This window comes from Mesorhizobium sp. M0998 (assembly GCF_040318885.1).
Taxonomy (GTDB): domain Bacteria; phylum Pseudomonadota; class Alphaproteobacteria; order Rhizobiales; family Rhizobiaceae; genus Mesorhizobium.
Window position 1 is genome coordinate 134,600 of record NZ_JAMYND010000013.1, and the last position, 18,823, is coordinate 153,422.

At 64.5% G+C, this 18,823-nt stretch carries 14 protein-coding genes; 10 read left to right on the forward strand and 4 right to left on the reverse strand.

Annotation, left to right across the window (positions count from 1 at the left end):
• The first annotated feature begins 11 nt into the window (after positions 1 to 11).
• The 10 genes from NKH59_RS15110 to NKH59_RS15155 all read left to right on the forward strand — a co-directional run bounded on the left by NKH59_RS15110 (position 12) and on the right by NKH59_RS15155 (position 15,042).
• On the forward strand, positions 12 to 413 hold the full coding sequence (locus NKH59_RS15110) for a PTS sugar transporter subunit IIA (RefSeq protein WP_023677550.1): 402 nt from the start codon (positions 12 to 14) through the stop codon (positions 411 to 413).
• The gene (locus NKH59_RS15115; protein WP_023677551.1) at positions 410 to 706 is read left to right on the forward strand and encodes an HPr family phosphocarrier protein; all 297 of its coding nucleotides are present in this window, start codon (positions 410 to 412) and stop codon (positions 704 to 706) included. Before NKH59_RS15110 ends, NKH59_RS15115 begins: the two co-directional genes overlap by 4 nt.
• 411 nt (positions 707 to 1,117) lie before the next feature.
• Positions 1,118 to 2,518 (forward strand): adenosylhomocysteinase, encoded by a 1,401-nt coding sequence (gene ahcY / locus NKH59_RS15120; protein ID WP_352832573.1) that lies wholly within the window; start codon positions 1,118 to 1,120, stop codon positions 2,516 to 2,518.
• Positions 2,519 to 2,706: 188 nt separating this feature from the next.
• Complete coding sequence (locus NKH59_RS15125; protein ID WP_353022267.1) at positions 2,707 to 5,268, forward strand: sensor histidine kinase; 2,562 nt, start codon at positions 2,707 to 2,709, stop codon at positions 5,266 to 5,268.
• 8 nt (positions 5,269 to 5,276) lie between these two features.
• A complete protein-coding gene (tsaE, locus tag NKH59_RS15130; RefSeq protein ID WP_353022269.1) occupies positions 5,277 to 6,788 on the forward strand; it encodes a tRNA (adenosine(37)-N6)-threonylcarbamoyltransferase complex ATPase subunit type 1 TsaE in 1,512 nt (503 codons plus the stop codon).
• A gap of 56 nt (positions 6,789 to 6,844) precedes the next feature.
• Entirely contained in the window at positions 6,845 to 7,588 is a 744-nt protein-coding gene (locus tag NKH59_RS15135; RefSeq protein WP_353022285.1) for a nucleotidyltransferase family protein, read from the forward strand.
• Positions 7,585 to 10,722, forward strand: a complete 3,138-nt coding sequence (gene addB / locus NKH59_RS15140) for a double-strand break repair protein AddB (RefSeq protein ID WP_353022271.1) — start codon at positions 7,585 to 7,587, stop codon at positions 10,720 to 10,722. The genes NKH59_RS15135 and addB overlap by 4 nt, the downstream gene beginning before the upstream one ends.
• Positions 10,719 to 14,231, forward strand: a complete 3,513-nt coding sequence (addA, locus tag NKH59_RS15145) for a double-strand break repair helicase AddA (protein WP_353022272.1) — start codon at positions 10,719 to 10,721, stop codon at positions 14,229 to 14,231. Before addB ends, addA begins: the two co-directional genes overlap by 4 nt.
• Positions 14,232 to 14,304: 73 nt before the next feature.
• Positions 14,305 to 14,628 carry a thioredoxin gene (trxA, locus tag NKH59_RS15150; RefSeq protein ID WP_023677558.1) on the forward strand — a complete coding sequence of 108 codons (324 nt, stop codon included), beginning with the start codon at positions 14,305 to 14,307 and terminating at the stop codon, positions 14,626 to 14,628.
• 132 nt (positions 14,629 to 14,760) lie between these two features.
• Positions 14,761 to 15,042: a cupin domain-containing protein gene (locus tag NKH59_RS15155; protein ID WP_023718287.1), complete on the forward strand. Its 282-nt coding sequence runs from the start codon at positions 14,761 to 14,763 to the stop codon at positions 15,040 to 15,042.
• 48 nt (positions 15,043 to 15,090) lie between these two features.
• On the opposite strand, the gene NKH59_RS15160 is transcribed toward NKH59_RS15155, so the two are convergent.
• The 4 genes from NKH59_RS15160 to trpA all read right to left on the reverse strand — a co-directional run bounded on the left by NKH59_RS15160 (position 15,091) and on the right by trpA (position 18,821).
• A complete protein-coding gene (locus NKH59_RS15160; RefSeq protein ID WP_353022274.1) occupies positions 15,091 to 15,510 on the reverse strand; it encodes a VOC family protein in 420 nt (139 codons plus the stop codon).
• Between the two features lie 61 nt (positions 15,511 to 15,571).
• A complete protein-coding gene (locus NKH59_RS15165; protein ID WP_352472565.1) occupies positions 15,572 to 16,897 on the reverse strand; it encodes a bifunctional folylpolyglutamate synthase/dihydrofolate synthase in 1,326 nt (441 codons plus the stop codon).
• Between the two features lie 62 nt (positions 16,898 to 16,959).
• Positions 16,960 to 17,886, reverse strand: a complete 927-nt coding sequence (gene accD, locus NKH59_RS15170) for an acetyl-CoA carboxylase, carboxyltransferase subunit beta (RefSeq protein WP_352451644.1) — start codon at positions 17,884 to 17,886, stop codon at positions 16,960 to 16,962.
• A 95-nt stretch (positions 17,887 to 17,981) separates the two neighbouring features.
• On the reverse strand, positions 17,982 to 18,821 hold the full coding sequence (trpA, locus tag NKH59_RS15175) for a tryptophan synthase subunit alpha (protein ID WP_023677563.1): 840 nt from the start codon (positions 18,819 to 18,821) through the stop codon (positions 17,982 to 17,984).
• Positions 18,822 to 18,823 lie beyond the last annotated feature (2 nt).

The following is an 18,823-nucleotide window of genomic DNA, read 5'->3' on the forward strand; positions in this document are numbered from 1 at the left end:
GCCACCAAAGAATGATCGGACTCGTGCTTGTAACGCACGGTCAACTGGCCGCCGAGTTCCGCAATGCCGTGGAACATGTCGTTGGGCCACAAGACAATTTCGAGACCGTGGCGATCGGTGCCGACGACGATATGGAACAGCGCCGCCGCGACATTATCGAGGCAGTCGGCCGCGTCGATACGGGATCAGGCGTCATCGTTTTGACCGACATGTTCGGCGGCACGCCCTCTAACCTCGCCATTTCCGTGATGGAATCCGGGCGTATCGAGGTCATTGCCGGCATGAACCTGCCGATGCTGATCAAGCTGTCCAGCGTTCGCAAGGGCGACAACATGACGGCCGCGCTGGATGAGGCGCAGGCTGCCGGCCGCAAATACATCAATGTCGCCAGTCAACTCCTGAGCAGCAAATGAGCGCGCTGTTGCCGGAAAAGGACAAGATCGTTCGCGACTTTCCAATCGTCAACCAGCGCGGCCTGCATGCGCGCGCCTCGGCCAAGTTCGTTCAAATCGCCAGCGGCTTCAACGCCACGGTCCAGGTCGAGAAGGACGGCGTCAAGGTCGGCGGCACCTCGATCATGGGCCTGATGATGCTGGCGGCGAGCCCCGGTTATTCGATACGCGTCACCGCCACCGGCCCGGAGGCCGAAGAGGTCATCGATGCGCTGGAGCAACTGGTTGCTTCCCGTTTCGGCGAGGAGTGCTGACGGCTTCGCCGACGGCACCTGCTACGGCATGTTCGGGCGCAACCTTGCGGCGGTGAAGGAAATCGCATTTTTGCGCGACCGTCGCGTATTTTGTTCTTGCTTTGTGCCGGCAGCTATGCTACTAATTTCGCTATGGTGCCAATTGGCCCCGAAGACCCGCCCGCCGAGGCGGGTTTTTGTTTCCGGCTTTGAAAGTGTTGCCGATTTGAGGTCTGAGGGACGGCCACCTTGGACAGCACCCCTTCTGCGCGCTCTCATGGCCGCCGCCGCTGAAGACATGCACGGATAAAGATTTCTTTATATCCCATTGTCGTCCCACTCCCGATCTGCTAGTCAGGCCGGCAACTCGCGCCCTCCGAAATGCCTTCGGGGCGGGCGCGTCCCGCAATCAATTCGCATCGGAGCACTGCCATGACGGGTAGCAAGGACTATGTGGTCGCTGACATCGCGCTTGCCGGCTGGGGCCGCAAGGAGATCGAGATCGCCGAAACCGAAATGCCCGGCCTGATGGCCTGCCGCGAGGAATTCGGCGACAAGAAGCCGCTCAAGGGCGCGCGCATCACCGGTTCGCTGCACATGACCATCCAGACGGCGGTGCTGATCGAAACGCTGAAAGCGCTCGGCGCCGACATCCGCTGGGCTTCCTGCAATATCTTCTCGACCCAGGACCACGCTGCCGCGGCCATTGCCGAGGCCGGAATTCCGGTGTTTGCCGTCAAGGGCGAGACGCTGGAGGATTATTGGGTCTACACCGACAAGATCTTCCAGTGGGCCGATGGCGGCACCTCCAACATGATCCTCGATGACGGTGGCGATGCCACCATGTACATCCTGATCGGCGCCCGCGCCGAGGCCGGCGAGGATGTGCTGTCCAATCCGGGCAGCGAAGAGGAAGAGATCCTGTTTGCCCAGATCAAGAAGCGCATGCAGGCATCGCCCGGCTTCTTCACCAAGCAGAAGGAAGCGATCCGCGGCGTCACCGAAGAGACGACGACCGGCGTCAACCGGCTCTATCAGTTGCAGAAAAAAGGCCTGCTGCCGTTCCCGGCGATCAACGTCAATGATTCCGTCACCAAGTCGAAATTCGACAACAAATATGGCTGCAAGGAATCGCTTGTCGACGGCATTCGCCGCGGCACCGACACGATGATGGCTGGCAAGGTCGCGGTTGTCTGCGGCTATGGCGACGTCGGCAAGGGCTCGTCGGCTTCGCTCAAGGGCGCCGGCGCCCGCGTCAAGGTCACCGAGGTCGATCCGATCTGCGCGCTGCAGGCGGCGATGGACGGTTTCGAGGTGGTCACGCTCGAAGACGCGGCGCCGACGGCCGACATCGTCATCACCACCACCGGCAACAAGGACGTCGTTACCCTCGACCACATGCGCCTGATGAAGGACATGGTGATCGTCGGCAACATCGGTCACTTCGACAACGAGATCCAGGTGGCCTCGCTGCGCAACCTGAAATGGACCAACATCAAGCCTCAGGTGGATATGATCACCTTCCCGGACGGCAAGCGGATGATCCTTTTGTCGGAAGGCCGCCTGCTCAACCTCGGCAACGCTACCGGCCACCCGAGCTTCGTCATGTCGGCGTCCTTCACCAACCAGGTGTTGGCCCAGATCGAGCTGTACACCAAGCCCGGCCAGTACGAGAACCAGGTCTACGTCCTGCCGAAGCATCTCGACGAAAAGGTCGCGCGCCTGCATCTCGACAAGCTCGGTGCCCGCTTGACCGAACTGTCCGGCGAACAGGCCGCCTATATCGGCGTCACTCCGCACGGACCGTTCAAGCCGGAACACTACCGCTATTAGCCACGGCGAAACTTGCCACTAGATATTGAAGCCGGGCGATTGACTTTTCGCCCGGCTTTATTTTTGCGCTGATTGATTCTTCACGCCGATTCGCGCAAGCGCTATGGTGCTGATTCGCGGTCCGGGGACGAGGCCCGGGCGCACGCATCAGGGCGGTCTTGCATTCAGGCGGCGAAGAGGACCAAGACATGCCGGGGGATAACCCGCCTTGCGCGGGACAGGCCGTTTCCGGCGGCCATAACGATTCGATCACGGGCTCCGCTGCCAGAGGCGGCAGCCTTCTATGGCGCGCCGGCAGCCGTGTCGGGGTGCTGCTTGCTTCTTCCGCGCTGGTTGGTCCGCTGCTTGGCTTTACTGCACATGCCCAAACCCGCGTGGCGCAAAAGGCCGGGCTGTCGGTCAGCACGGTCGAGGTCATGCAACTCGCCATGTTCGTCGGCGTCATGGGGGCGGCATTGCTGTCGGCCATCTTTCTGATCCGCGAACGGGCGCGCACCGCGGCGGAAAATGCCGAGCTCAGGACCCGTATCGCCGACGTCAATGCCGCGCTGCAGCGCTCGGAGGCGCTGCTCCATTCCCGCGATCAGCGCGTGGTGGTATGGGCGGCCGAGAACAAGAAGCCCGAGCTTGTCGGGACATTGCCGATCGAGAGCGGCGCGCCGGAGGACCGGGCGGCCTTCCTGGCTTTCGGCCGCTGGCTGATGCCGCGTTCGGCGGCCGCACTCGAACATGCCGTCGCGGCACTGCGGGACAAGGCAAAGCCGTTCGATCTGGTCATCGAATCGCAGGCCGGCCAGCCGCTCGAGGTTCACGGCCGCAAGAGTGCGGCGCATGTGCTGGTTCGCTTCGTCTCGCTTTCGGAGACACAGCGAAGCCAGGCCAGGCTGAAGATCGAGAACCAGCGCTTAGCTGCCGACCATGAGACGCTGATCGGTCTTCTGGATGCGCTCAAGATGCCGTCATGGCTGCGTACTGTCGACGGGCGGCTGAAATGGGTCAACCGCGCCTATGCCGAAGCGGTCGAGGCCGAGAATGCCGAAGCGGCGGTCCGCGATGGCAAGGAATTCCTCGGCGGCCAGGCGCGCGACACGATCGCTGCGCAGCACAAGTCGCGCGCGGTCTTTGAACAGACGCTCTCCACGGTCATCGAAGGCGACCGCCGTATGTTTGCCGTGACCGATTTTGCCGGGGCGGATGGTTCGGCTGGTCTTGCCTGCGACATCAGCGCTATCGAGGCCATTCGCGCCGAATACGAGCGGACCATGCAGAGCCACGCCGACACGCTCGATCAGCTCAACACCGCCGTGGCTATTTTCGACACCGACGAGAAATTGCGGTTTTTCAATCAGGCGTTCCAGAAGCTATGGGGCCTCGACAGCGGCTTCCTGCACAGCGCGCCGGACAACGCCTTGCTGCTCGACCGCCTGCGCAGCGAAGGCAAGATCGCCGAGCAGCCCGAATGGCGGCGCTGGAAAGAGAGCCTGCTCGGCGCTTACCGCGCGGTTGAATCGCAGGAGCATTGGTGGCATCTGCCGGACGGCAAGACCATTCGCGTCGTCGCCAATCCGCAGCCCAAGGGGGGCGTCACCTGGGTGTTCGAGAACCTGACCGAGAAGATGGACCTTGAAAGCCGCTACCAGACCGCCGTCCGGGTCCAGGGCGAGACGCTCGACAACCTCGCCGAAGGCGTCGCTGTGTTCGGCCCCGACGGCAGGCTGAGATTGTCGAACCCGGCGTTCGCGGCATTGTGGGGGCTGGATGCCGATGCCTCAAAACCCAACGTCCATGTCTCGACGATCCGCGACCTTTGCGACCGCCGTGCCGTCGACAGTCCGTGGGGCGGGTTCGTTGCCGCCATCACCGGCTTCGACGACGAGCGCCGCGACCGCCACGGCCACACCGAATTGAATAACGGCACCGTTTTGCGCTACGCCGTCATCCCTTTGCCCAACGGCCAGGTGATGATGACCTTCGTCGACGTTACCGACAGCGTTAATGTCGAGCGGGCGCTGAAGGACAAGAATGAGGCGCTGCAAAAGTCCGACCAGATCAAGAACGAATTCGTGCAGCACGTCTCCTATGAGCTGCGCTCGCCACTCACCAACATCATCGGCTTTACCGAGCTTCTTTCACTGCCGTCGACTGGTCCGCTGAACCAGAAGCAACGCGAATATATCGGGCATGTCGGCTCGTCCTCCTCGGTCCTGCTCACCATCGTCAACGACATCCTCGACCTGGCGACGGTGGATGCCGGCATCATGGAACTCGACATTTCCGAAGTTCACATCGATCGAACCATTACGGCTGCCGCCGAACTGGTCGCCGACCGGCTGGAGGAACATGCGATCAAGCTCAGGATCGACGCGGCGGCCGCGCCGAAAACCTTCCACGGCGACGAGATCCGCGTCCGCCAGATCCTCTACAATCTGCTCAGCAATGCCGCCAATTACGCGCCGGAGGCGAGCACCATAACGCTCGCCTGCCGCCAACTTGCCGACGGCGTGGAATTTTCCGTTCACGATGACGGCCCCGGCATGCCGCCGGACCTGCTTGACTCAGTGTTCCGGCGCTTCGAGCCGCGCACCAATGGCGGCCGCCGCCGTGGCGCCGGGCTCGGCCTGTCGATCGTCAAGAGCTTTGTCGAACTGCATGGCGGCAGCGTCCGCATCGAGACCGGCAGGGATAAGGGCACCACGGTTGTTTGCGCCTTTCCCGACACGCCGTCCGGCATCCGCGCGGCGGCCGAGTAGCGCGTTCGATGGCGGTATTGGTGCTGGAGCGTTTTCTCGCCGACGAGGCTGCGACGGCAAGGTTCGGCGAGGATCTCGCCATGTCGTTGCGCATTGGCGACGTGCTCGCCCTCAAGGGCGATCTCGGCGCCGGCAAATCGACCTTGGCACGGGCGCTGATCAGGGCACTGGCCGACGATGCCGGGCTCGACGTGCCGAGCCCGACCTTCACGCTGGTCCAGAGCTACGACACGCGTGTGCCGGTTCATCATTTCGATCTCTACCGCTTGGGCACGGCATCCGAGCTGGACGAGCTGGGCTTCGACGAGGCGCTGACGCAAGGCGCCGCGCTGGTCGAATGGCCGGAGCGGGCAGAGGCATATCTGCCGAAAACCTCGGTGCTGGTCGAACTTCTCCAGCAGGGCGACGGCCGACTGGCGAGACTATCGGGAGAGGGCGCCGCCTTCGAGCGCGCGGCGCGATCGCTGGCAATGCGCGATTTTCTCGGGCAGGCCGGTTGGGGCGAAGCGCAGCGACGATATTTCATCGGTGATGCCTCGGCTCGCTCCTACGAGATCGTCACGCTCGCCGGATTTCCGCCGCGCGTGCTGATGAACTCGCCAAGGCTGGTGCTCGGACCGCCAGTCCGCGACGGCAAACCCTATGCCGAGATCGCTCACACCGCGCAATCCGTTTCGGCGTTCGTCGCCATCGACCGGGCCTTGCGGGCCGGCGGCGTCAGCGTCCCGGAAATCCATGCCCAGGATCTCGAGCAGGGTTTTCTTCTGCTGGAGCATCTCGGTTCCCAAGGCTTCCTCGACAAGCGCGGCCAGCCGGTGGCCGCGCGTTATGCGGCGGCGGCCGAACTGCTTGCCATGATGCACGGCAAAACATGGCCGGCCCGCATGCAGGCCGGCCCCGGCGTCTTCCACGACGTGCCGCCTTTCGACCGCGACGCCATAATGATCGAGGCCGAATTGCTGGTCGATTGGTATGTCCCGGCGATATCAGGCGCTCCGCCTAGAGAGGCGCTGCGCGCCGGTTACCGCAGCGAATGGAGTGCGGTGCTCGATCGGCTGGAGGGGCGCGAATACACGCTGATGCTGCGCGACTTTCATTCGCCCAACCTGATCTGGCGCGCTGACCGTTTCGGTCACGACCGCCTCGGCGTCGTCGATGTCCAGGATGCGCTGATCGGTCCGTCAGCCTACGACGTCGCCTCGCTCGCCATGGACGCGCGCGTCACCATCTCACCTGAAATCGAAAAGCACACGCTCGCCGCCTACATCGCCGCGCGACGTGCTGCCGGTGCCTTCGATGAGAACGAATTCCGCGAAACCTATGCAATCATGGCCGCACAGCGCAATTCCAAGATCCTCGGCATCTTCGTGCGGCTCGAAAAACGCGACGGCAAGCCTTATTATCTGAAGCATCTGCCGCGCATCCGCGACTATCTTCGCCGGGCACTGGCGCATCCGGCGCTGGCCGGGCTGCAGGATTTCTACATCGCCCACGGCTTGCTGGAGGAACGCTCGATTTGACGGCTAAGGATTTGGGCCTGAAGGCGGCGGATGAGCAGCCGATGCCGACGACCGCCATGGTGCTCGCCGCCGGGCTCGGCAAGCGCATGCGGCCGATCACCGACACCATGCCGAAGCCGCTGGTCAAGGTCGCCGGCAAGACATTGCTCGACTGGGGGCTGGACTGCCTAGCCGGAGCCGGCGTCGCCAAGGCCGTCGTCAACGTCCATTACCTCCCGCAACAGATCGTGGACCATGTAGCCCGCCGCAGTGCGCCGAGAATCGTCATCTCGGATGAGAGTAGGGGCTTGCTTGACTCCGCCGGTGGTATCGTCAAGGCATTGCCCAGGTTAGGGGCGCCCTTCTATGTGCTCAACGCCGACACCTTCTGGATCGACAGCGGCGTTTCCAATCTCAGGCGACTTGCCCTTGCATGGGAGGGCGCGACAATGGACATTCTGCTGATGCTTGCGGATCTCCAGTCGGCAACCGGACATAGCGGCGGCACCGATTTCCTGATGGCGCCGGACGGCGCCTTGCGGCGTGCGAACAACGATCCGGCCGGCCTGATCTATGCCGGCGCCGCAATCGTCCATCCGCGCATCTTCAAGGATGCGCCGGCCGGTCCACACTCTCTCAACGCCTATTTCGATGCGGCAATCGCCGCCGGGCGCCTGTTCGGCCTGAAAATGCAGGGTCACTGGATTACTGTCGGCACACCTGACGCGATCCCGCGGGCGGAAGCAGCGGTCGCCGCCGCGCTTGCCGGCACGCCCAATGCTGTCGGTGAGGCACCCGGCGCTCTTCCCGAGTCGAAATGAGCGGCTCCCGCCGCGTTTTCTCGATCCCGCCCGGAGCGCCGTTCCTGCCGACGCTGGCCGAGGCGCTGCTTGCGGGGCGCTTGGTTCCCGGCTTCGCCTATGACGGCGATCCGCTGGCGCTGGCCGATCTCACCATCTATGTGCCGACGCGCCGTGCGGCGCGGGCGCTTCGCGGCGTCTTCGTCGATGCTCTCTCGCGCTCGGGAAGCCGCTCGGCGATCCTGCCGGTCATCCGCCCGCTTGGTGAGTTCGATGAGGATGAAGCCGCCTTCGAGGCAGGAGGTTCGGCCGCCATCGACCTTGCGCCGCCGATCGCCGCGGTCGAGCGTCTTCTGCTGCTTGCGCCGCTGGTGCGGGCGTGGAAACGCCGCCTGCCGGCACATGTCGCGGCATTGTTCGACGAGGAGATCGTCATACCGGCCTCCGCCGCCGACGCCATCTGGCTGGCGCGCGACCTTGCACGCCTGATGGATGAGATCGACACCGAAGGCACTGATTGGGCAAGGCTCGCCGACCTTGTAACCGGCAATCTTGCAGGCTGGTGGCAGGTGACACTCGACTTCCTGACCATCGTGACGGAGAACTGGCCGAACCTGCTCAAGGAACGCCATCGTTCCAATCCGGCCGCGCATCGCAATGCCCTGATAAGGCTGGAGGCGGCGCGGCTGAAGCGCAATCCGCCGGCCGGACCGGTGATCGCCGCCGGTTCCACCGGCTCCATTCCCGCCACGGCCGAGCTGCTTGCCGTGATCGCCGGCCTGCCCAATGGCGCCGTTGTGCTGCCCGGGCTCGACCTGGCGTTGGATGAGCCGTCCTTTGCCGCGATCACCGCACCGGGCGCGCGCCCAGCCGTGCTTGGCCACCCGCAATACGGCCTGGCAAAGTTGATCGGCAAGATCGGCGTGCCGCGCGCCGATGTCGAGGAGATTGCTGTTGCGCCGCGACCGCTTGCGCTGCGCGCCGCACTTGTCGGCGAAGCGCTACGCCCGGCGGAGACCACCGAGCTCTGGGCCGAGACGCGCGCCCGCTTTAGGGCCGGCGATATTGCCGAGGCCTTCGCCGAGGTGACGCTTCTCGAAGCCGCCAGCGAACGCGACGAAGCCGTGGCGATCGCCGTCGCGCTCAAACAGGCTGTCGAACGGCCCGGCCAGCGCGCCGCACTCGTCACCGGCGACCGCGCTCTGGCGCGGCGCGTCTCAGTCGAGCTGCTGCGCTTCGGCGTTGCCGCCGACGATTCCGGCGGCACGCCGCTGATCAACACACCAGCCGCCAGCCTGCTCAGGTTGGCGCTTCAGGCAGCCTTCCGCCCGGGCGACCCCGTCGCCCTGCTGTCGCTGCTCAAGCATCCCCTGCTTGGCCTCGGCCTGGAGCGGGCAAGCGTGCGCCATGCGGCCGAAATCGTCGAACTTGTGGCGCTGCGCGGTGGCACAGGGCGTCCGGACGTGGCGTCGCTGCCGCAGCTCTTCGACACCCGGCTCCTCGAATTCGACGGCAGCGGCAATCGCCGCCCACCCTTCTGGTGGCCGCGGCTTTCGGTCAGGCGCATCGAACAGGCGCGCGACCTGCTGATCCGGCTAACGGCCGCGCTGGCGCCGCTGGTTGCTTTTCGCGGCGACGAGAATGCCGATCTTGCCACCCTTGTGCGCGCCAGCGTCGTTGCGCTCGAAAGTCTCGGCCGCGCCGCTGACGGCAGCCCGAGCGAACTCTATGCGGGCGATGCCGGCGAAAAGCTCGCCGAGCTCTTGCGCGAGCTGGTCGCGGCCTCGGTGTCGTTCTCCTTCGCCGCTGACGAATGGCCTGACGTGATGGAGGCGCTGATCGCGCCCGAGACGGTCAAGCCGGCGCAGGGCACCGACAGGAACATCGCCATCTGGGGTGTGCTGGAAGCGCGGCTTCAGGATGTCGACACGCTGGTCGTCGGCGGGCTCAACGAAGGCGTGTGGCCGCGCAAGCCGGAGAGCGACCGCTTCATGTCGCGGCTGATGAAGACCGGCATCGATCTTGAACCGCCCGAGCGGCGCATCGGCCTTGCCGCCCATGATTTCCAGATGGCCATGGGCGCCAAAAAAGTGGTGCTGGCTCGCTCCGGCCGCTCCGGCGATGCACCGTCGGTACCTTCGCGCTGGCTGCAGCGCATCCTTACATTCGTCGGCGAGGACCACGCTGCTGCACTTCGCCGGCGCGGCGATGAACTGCTTGCCTGGGCGCGTGTGCTCGATGCCGGCGAAAAGCAGGACTTTGCGCCGCGGCCGCAGCCGAAACCGCCGCTCGCCGCGCGGCCGCACCACTTCTCGGTCACCGAGATCGAAACGCTGCGCCGCGATCCCTATGCGGTCTATGCCAGAAGGATACTCGGCCTGATGCCGCTCGATCCGGTCATTCGCGATCCGGGCGCTGCCGAGCGTGGCACGCTGTTTCACGCAATTCTGCACCTCTTCTCGGCGAGGGTGGCCGACCCGCGCGCGCCGGAGGCGCTGGACGGGCTCATCGCCGCAGGCCGCTCCTGCTTTGCCGAGGCGGCGCTGCCGGCCGATGTCGAGGCGGTGTGGTGGCCACGCTTCGAAAAGCTTGCCGCCGGCATCATCGAATGGGAGCGCGGCCGGGCCGCAGCCGTGGCACGGCGGCACGCCGAGAAACGCGCCGAAAAGACCGGTGTGGGCCGATCCGGTGTGACCCTGTCCGGCTATGCCGATCGCATCGATCTGCTGGCCGGCGGCATGGCCGACATCCTCGATTACAAGACCGGCTCCTCGCCATCCAAAGCACAGGCACACACGCTGCTCGCGCCGCAACTGGCACTGGAGGGCGCGCTACTCAGGCGCGGCGCTTTCAAGGAGCTTGGCGCATGCGAGCCGTCGCAACTGGCCTTCGTGCGGCTGAGGCCGAATGGCGAAGTGTTCGAGGAATCCATCCTCGAATACAACCGCAAGCCGCGAACCGCCGCCGATCTCGCCGAAGAAGCGTGGGCGCGGCTGGAAAAACTGCTGATCCACTACGCCGACCCGGCGACCGGCTATCTGTCGCGGGCGCTGCCGTTCCGCGAGGGCGAGACCGACGGCGACTACGACCATCTCGCCCGCGTGCTCGAATGGTCCGCCGGCGGCGACGCCGATGACGAGGGAGGGGAGGCATGAAAAAGGCCTACCCCATTCCAAGCGACACTGCCGCGAGCCAGGCAAGCGCGTCCGACCCGCGCAATTCCGCCTGGGTGTCGGCCAATGCCGGATCGGGCAAGACCCATGTACTCGCCCAGCGCGTTATCCGGCTGTTGCTGCGCGGCACCGATCCGTCCAAGATCCTGTGCCTGACCTATACGCGTGCCGCCGCCGCCAACATGTCGAACCGGGTGTTTTCGACGCTGTCGCGATGGACGGCCCTGGGCGATGCCGAGCTCTCGACACGGATAGAGGCGCTGGACGGCCACCAGCCCGACCGCGAAACCATGCGCCGGGCGCGGCGGTTGTTTGCCGGGGCGCTGGAAACACCGGGCGGGCTGAAGATCCAGACCATCCACGCCTTCTGCGAATCGGTGCTGCATCAGTTCCCGCTGGAAGCCAATATCCCTGCGCATTTCGAAATGCTCGATCCGCAAATGGAGGCTTCGCTGTTTGCCGCCGCCCGCCGCGACATGATTTCGGGCGGCGTTGCAGGCGATGCGGCATTGTCCGAGGCCTTCGCCACCGTGCTGGAGCGCGGCGGCGAGCATGGGCTCGACGCACTGTTGGCCGAGATCGTGCGCAAGCGCGATGGTTTGCGTGCGTTCATCGCCGCGGCCGGCGGCGATGGTTTTCAGGCGCTGTTCGAGGAGTTCCATTTCCGCGCCGGCCAGACGGCCGAAGGTATAGCCGCCTCGGTCTGGCCGCTGCCCGGCTTCCTGCCGGATTATCTCGTCACCTTTTCACGGGCAGCCGAGGCCGCCGATGCGCGCATCGTGCTGAACAATCTGCTGCCATACGCCCGCCTTGCCTTTGCCGAGGAGGATCCGGTACGTCGCCTGAATTTGCTCTCCAAGGCTTTCCTGAGGGCCGACGGCGAGCCTTACGATCCGGCAAAGACGTTTAAGAGGGCATTGCTGGACCGGTTGCCCGATCTTGCTGAACGATATCTGGCGGCGGTCGACGCCATTCTCGAAATCTCCGACCGGCTGGCCTTGTTCAGGATGCTGGAAGGCACGCGTGCGGCGCTGACCATCGCCGACTGGCTGATCGCCCGCTACGAGCAATTGAAGCGCGCCCGGGGCTTCCTCGACTTCAACGACCTGATCACCCGCACGGTCCATCTACTGGCGCGGCCCGACGCCGGTCCATGGGTGCAGTACAAGCTCGACCAGGGCATCGACCACATCCTCCTCGACGAGGCGCAGGACACCAGTCCCAACCAGTGGGAGGTGGTCAAGCGGCTGGCGGAGGAGTTCTTTGCCGGGCTCGGCGCACGCGACGCCGTCCACCGCACCATCTTTGCTGTCGGCGACGAAAAGCAGTCGATCTATTCCTTCCAGGGCGCCGCCCCGGACTCCTTTGCCGACAGCCGGCTTTTGTTTGCCGGCAAAGTCAGATCCGCCGCCGCCGCCTTCGCCGATCTCAAGCTAACCTGGTCGTTTCGCTCGACCGACGACGTGCTTGCGGCGGTGGATCGTGTCTTTGCTGACCCGAACGTGCGGCGCGGCATCAGCCACGATCCCGATCCGCTCGACCACAAGGCGATCCGCAACGATGCGCCGGGCTATGTCGACGTCTGGCCCTCGCTCGGCGCCGACATCGTCGACGAACCGGACGACTGGACGCAAGCGGTGGATCACGCCCACGCACCGGCGGTGCGCGTTGCCGAAAGCGTTGCAGCGACCATTGCCGGCTGGATCGGCGGCGGCGAGGTCATCGAAGGGCGTGGCAAGAAACTCCGGCCCGGCGACGTGCTGGTGCTGGTGCGCAAGCGCGACCGCTTCGTCCATGCGCTGACACGGGCGTTGAAGCGCCGCGACATCCCGGTGGCCGGCGCCGACCGGCTCAGCCTGCCTGGCCATATCGCGGTGAAGGACCTGATCGCACTCGGTCACTTTCTAATCCAGCCCGAGGACGATCTGTCGCTGGCCGCCGTGCTGCGCAGCCCGATCTTCGATGTCTCGGAAGAGCAGCTTTTCGCGCTTGCTGCGGAGAGGCCATCGAGCGTCTCGCTGATCGCCTCGCTGCGCCGGCATGCCGGCGAAAGCGAGGCGTTGGCCGCCGTCGTCAGCCGGCTCGGCACATGGTCGAACGAGGCCGCATTCAAGCCGGTGTTCGAATTCTATGCTGCAGCTCTCGCCCGCGACGGCCTGCGCAAGAAGATGATCGCGCGGCTCGGGCCGGAGGCCGGCGACGTCCTCGACGAATTCCTGAATTTCTGCCTGGCAGAGGAGCGGACCGGCCTGCCGGGACTGGAATCCTTCCTGTCGACGTTGGAAAACGCCGGCCCCGAGATCAAGCGCGAAATGGACCAGACCCGCGACGAGGTTCGCGTCATGACCGTGCATGCCGCCAAAGGCCTGGAGGCGCCGGTGGTATTCCTTGTCGATGGCGGCTCCGCGCCGTTCAGTGACCAGCATCTGCCGAGATTGATGCCGTTCGAAGGCTCGGGCGACTGCTGGGAGGGCAAGGGCTATCTCTGGCGTTCGGCCAGCGATGTCGCAAATGGGTTTTCACGCGCCGCATCGGCCCGCGCCCGCGAGCTCGCCGACGACGAATACCGCCGGCTGCTCTATGTCGGCATGACCCGCGCCGAGGATCGGCTGATCGTCTGCGGCTATCACGGCAAGCGGGCGCCGAATATCGGTACCTGGCATTCGATCGTCAGCCGCGCACTGGTCGGTGCCGCAGAGAGCGAAGAACGCCGGCATCCCGCCACTGGCGAGACCGTGCATCGTTTCCAGGTGACGAAACTGCCGCCCATGCCACTGGCGGCAGTGAATGAGGCACGACAGGCGGAACGCTTTGCGCCATTGCCGGAAACCCTGTTCCGGCCTCTGCCGCCCTTCGAGGAATTGCCGCGGCCGCTCTCGCCGTCCGGCGCCTCGGTGCTGATCGACGAGGCGCGGCAAGCGGTGGCCGACACGCGTTCGCCGGTGCTGGATGCCGACGCCGAGCCCGGTTTTGCCGTCATGCGCGGGCTGGCGCTGCACAAATTGCTGCAGATGCTGCCCGGCATCGCCGAGGGAAAACGCCGGGATGCCGCCGAACGCTATCTGGCAAGAGCCGGCGCGGCATGGCCCGACGACGAGCACGACAAGGCCTTGGCTGGCGTTTTCAGAATTCTTGCCGACAGCCGCTTCGCGCCGCTGTTTGCGCCAAACTCGCGCGCCGAAGTCGCCATCATGGGCAGCCTGGAGGTAAGGGGCAAACTGCGCTCGATTTCCGGCAAGATCGACCGGTTGGCAGTAACGCCGGACAAGGTTTCGATCGTCGACTACAAGACCAATCGGCCAGCGCCAGCTACGCTCGCCGAAGTGCCGCAAGCCTATGTTCTGCAGCTCGCACTTTATCGCGCGCTGCTTCAGCCGCTCTATCCGGGACGCGAGGTCTCGGCGGCGCTGCTGTTCACCGAGGTGCCGCGGCTGATCGAGCTGCCGGCAGCGGCCATGGACGACGCGCTTGCTAGACTCACGGGAGCGTGACACAACACTTGCTTGAAGACGGACACGATCACCACCACATTTGGTGGGACGAATAAATCGAAAGGATCTCAGCATGGCCACCGTCAAGGTCGACAAGAGCAATTTCCAGGCCGACGTGCTCAACGCCAAGGAGCCGGTCGTGGTCGATTTCTGGGCGGAATGGTGCGGCCCGTGCAAGATGATCGCTCCGGCGCTCGAGGACATCGCCATCGAACTCGGCAGCAAGATAAAGATCGCCAAGCTCAACATCGACGAGAATCCTGAGCTGGCCGCGCAGTTCGGCGTGCGCTCGATCCCGACGCTGATGATTTTCAAGGGCGGTGAAGTCGCGGACATGAAGGTCGGTGCTGCGCCGAAAACGGCATTGTCGCACTGGATCAACGGCAGCCTCGCCTGATCCGATCAAAATTTTGCAGAAAAGCCCGGCCTCGCGCCGGGCCTTCTTTTGCTGGCGTCATTGGTGGGCCGCTCTGGCACTCGCGGCTTGCCGCCCGGTATTCTTCTCTTCTGAATTCAAAGGAGAAGCGATATGACCGGATCCGCCAAGGCCACCGTCTTCATCGACAATGAGCGCGTCATCGTCACCGAATACCGCTTCGCCCCGGGCGACAACACCGGCTGGCACCGCCATGGCCACGACTATGTGATCGTGCCGTTGACCGACGGCAAGGTGAAGCTCCTGACCAAGGATGGCGAATCCTTTGCCGAGATGAAGAAGGGCGCACCGTATTTCCGCAACGAGGGCGTCGAACATGACGTCATCAGCGCAAACGATGGCGAATTCGCCTTCATCGAGGTCGAGCTGAAGTAGTCCACCAACCATCGGCTGCGCCGCTACAATTGTCCCGGCGAGGCGCGATCACCAATCCGCGATACGATCGCCGCCGACGAATTGTGCGCTTTTCTCAGTGTATTCGAACAGTTCTATCCTCACGCCGTTGGGGTCGCGGATCCAAGCCTGGTAGGTGTCATCGCACGCGCGTTTCTTGGAAGTGACATCAACCCCCTTTGACCTCAGATGGGCGATCGCGGCGTCGATATTGTCTACTTCGAGGCAGAAGTGGTTGATCTGGTTCAAGTCGCCATAGCTGGCGCCGTCTTTCTGGAACACCTCGACATGGCTACGGCTGCCGCAATTGAGGTAGAAGCCAAAAATCTTCCCGTCGCGCAGGAAATTGAACTGGGTGTCCATGCCGAGGACGTCCCGATAGAAGCTTCGCGTCATCTCCAGGTCATTCGCGAAAATGCAAACGTGTGCGAGCTGCTTTACCTTGATCATGATTGGCTCCTCGCGGTGGTCTGACAAGTGTGGCGTCACCGTGGCCCGGCTGAAGCACGCCTCAAACCGGCGGCGTGCCGTTTTCGGCCAACACCGCGCCGGCCAGGTAAAGCGACCCGCCGATCAGGATGCGCGGCGGCGGTCCGTCCCATGTGTCGCGCAGCAGCATCAGCGCATTGGCGACGGAACTGACCGGTTCGGCCGACAGGCCGGCCTCAATGGCGCGGGTCGCCAGCTCGTCGTTCGGCACGCCCGCGTCGCTCAGGCTCACCGGCACGGTGTAGACATGCCGGACCAGCCCTTTGAAGGCGCGGAAATAGCCGCTCTGGTCCTTGGTGTTGATCATGCCCGAGATCAGGAACAGCGGACGCGGGTTCTTTTCCTCCTGCTCGGCCAGCGCCTCGGCGACGACCACGCCAGCGCCGGGATTGTGGCCGCCGTCGAGCCAGATGTCGGCGCCCTTCGGCGCCAGTTCGCTCAGCCGTCCTTGCGGCAGCTTTTGCATGCGGCCCGGCCAGGCAACATTCGCCATCGCCTTCTCGGCAGCGCGGTGGCTGATCTCGAAGCCCGCTGCCTTGACCGCCGCGATCGCCGCCGCCGCATTGGCGAATTGATGGCGCCCCGGCAGGCGCGGCGGCGGCAGGTCCATCAATCCGTCTTCGTCCTGATAGACCATGCGGCCGTTTTCCTCATAGGCAAGGAAATCCTGGCCATAGACGAAGGCGGGGCAGTCGAGCCGCTCGGCGGTTTCGATGAGCACCTGCTGGGCCGTCTCACTTTCCTGCGCGCCGATGACGACCGGGCATCCGCGCTTGATGATGCCGGCCTTTTCGGCGGCGATCAGCTCGACGCGGTCGCCGAGATAGGCTTCGTGGTCGAGCGACACCGGCATGATCACCGACACGGCCGGCTCGGCGATGACATTGGTGGCGTCGAAGCGGCCGCCAAGGCCAACCTCGAGGATGACGGCATCGGCCGGATGTTCGGAAAACAGCAGGAAGGTGACGGCGGTGAGGATTTCGAAGACGGTGATCTTCTGGCCTTGATTGGCTTTGGCGACGCGGGCGATGGCTTCGGCGAAGACCTTGTCGTCCACCAGCCTGCCGCCGCCATCTGCGGCCAGCCGGTAGCGCTCGTGCCAGTTCACCAGATGTGGCGAGGTGTGGACGTGGACGCGGTAGCCGGCGGCTTCGAGCAGCGCCCGTGAAAAAGCAGCACAGGAGCCCTTGCCGTTGGTGCCGGCGATGTGGATGACCGGCGGCAGCTGGTCCTGCGGATTGCCGAGCCGCTCGAGCAGGCGCGAAATGCGGTCGAGCGAAAGGTCGAAGCCCTTCGGGTGAAGCGCCATCAGGCTTTCGATTTCGCGGTCGGCGGCAAGCGTGGTCATGAAGGAATCCTACGCGCGCGCACAACGGCACACAACAGCCGCTCGCGCCGCGTGATGTCGCGTCAGGCTTGCGGCCGGGCTTCGGCCGGTATCGCCACCGGCGGCAGGATTTCCGGCTCCCGCGGGTTTTGCTCTTCCGGCAGCTTGAGCAGCATTCTCAGCAGCCGCGCAACCGTCTGGCGCATCTCCAGCCGCGACACCACCATGTCGACCATGCCGTGTTCCATCAGATATTCGGCGCGCTGGAAGCCGTCGGGCAGCTTTTCGCGGATGGTCTGCTCGATGACGCGCGGTCCGGCAAAGCCGATCAGGGCGCCGGGCTCGGCAATATGCACGTCGCCCAGCATGGCATAGGAGGCGGTGACGCCGCCCGTCGTCGGGTTGGTCAGGACGACGATGTAGGGCAGGCCGGCCTCCTTCAGCCTGTCGACGCCGACCGTGGTCCGTGGCAACTGCATCAGCGACAGGATGCCTTCCTGCATACGGGCGCCGCCGGAGGCCGCAAACAGGATCAGCGGCCGCTTGCGCTGCAAGGCGACCTCGAAACCATGCACGATGGCGTCACCTGCCGCCATGCCGAGCGAGCCGCCCATGAAGGCAAAATCCTGCACCGTCACCACCACCGGCACGCCCTCGACCGTGCCCAGCGCATTGATGATGGCGTCTTCCATGCCGGTCTTGGCCTTGGCATCCCTAAGCCGGTCTACGTAGCGCTTCTCGTCGCGGAACTTGAGCGGATCCTGAACGACCTTGGGGTTTTCCAGCGTTTCGTATTTGCCGTCGTCGAGGAAGAATTTCAGCCGTTCCTTAGCCGATATCTTCATATGGTGGCCGGAGGACGGGATGACGAACTGGTTCTGCTCCAGATCCTTATGGAACACCATTTCGCCGGTCTCGGGATCCTTGATCCACAGGTTTTCCGGCATGTCGGTGCGGCGGCCGAGCATCGAATTGATCTTCGGGCGGACGTAATTGGTGATCCAGTTCATCGCTTCGGCTCCTGTCCTTACGAAGAGTTAGACCATGATCCCGAAAAGTGGAAACCGGTTTTCGCTGGAGATCATGGCCAACCAGAAGATCAAGATTATTCGGCCGCAGCAAGGCGAGCCGCGCGAACCCCTTGCGAAAGCCCGCTGACCAGCGTGGCGACGGCCTCGGCCGGATCGGCGGTCTTTTCGCCCTTCGGCCCGAGCACGTTGGCGACGGCATTGACAATCGCGGTGCCGACAACGACGCCGTCGGCCGACGCGCCGATGGTGCGCGCCTGCTCTGCGGTCTTGACGCCGAAGCCGACGCAGACCGGCAGGTCGGTATGGCTCTTGATGCGCTTAACCGCTGCCGCCACCTTGCCGGTGTCGGCCAGCGCCGAACCGGTGATACCGGTCATCGACACATAATAGACGAAGCCGGAGGTGTTCTGCAGCACCTTGGGCAGGCGCTTGTCGTCGGTGGTCGGCGTCGCCAGCCGGATGAAATTGATGCCGGCCTTGAGTGCCGGGATACAAAGTTCCTCGTCCATCTCAGGCGGCAGGTCGACGACGATCAGCCCGTCTATACCGCTGGCCAGCGCATCGCTCAGGAAGCGCTCGACGCCGTAGATGTAGATCGGATTGTAATAGCCCATCAAGACGATCGGCGTTTCACTGTCGCCGGCGCGGAATTCCGAGGCCATCTTCAGCGTCTTGACCAAGGTCTGGCCGCCCTTCAGCGCCCGCAGGCCGGCCGCCTGGATCGCCGGGCCGTCGGCCATCGGATCGGAAAACGGCATGCCTAACTCGATGATGTCGCTGCCGGCGCCGGGCAGCGCCTTCATGATCGACAGGGACGTGTCGTAGTCCGGATCGCCGCCCATGAAATAGGTGACGAGTGCCGGTCGCCCCTCGGCCTTCAGCTTTGCCATGCGGCGGTCGATACGGGTGGCCATGA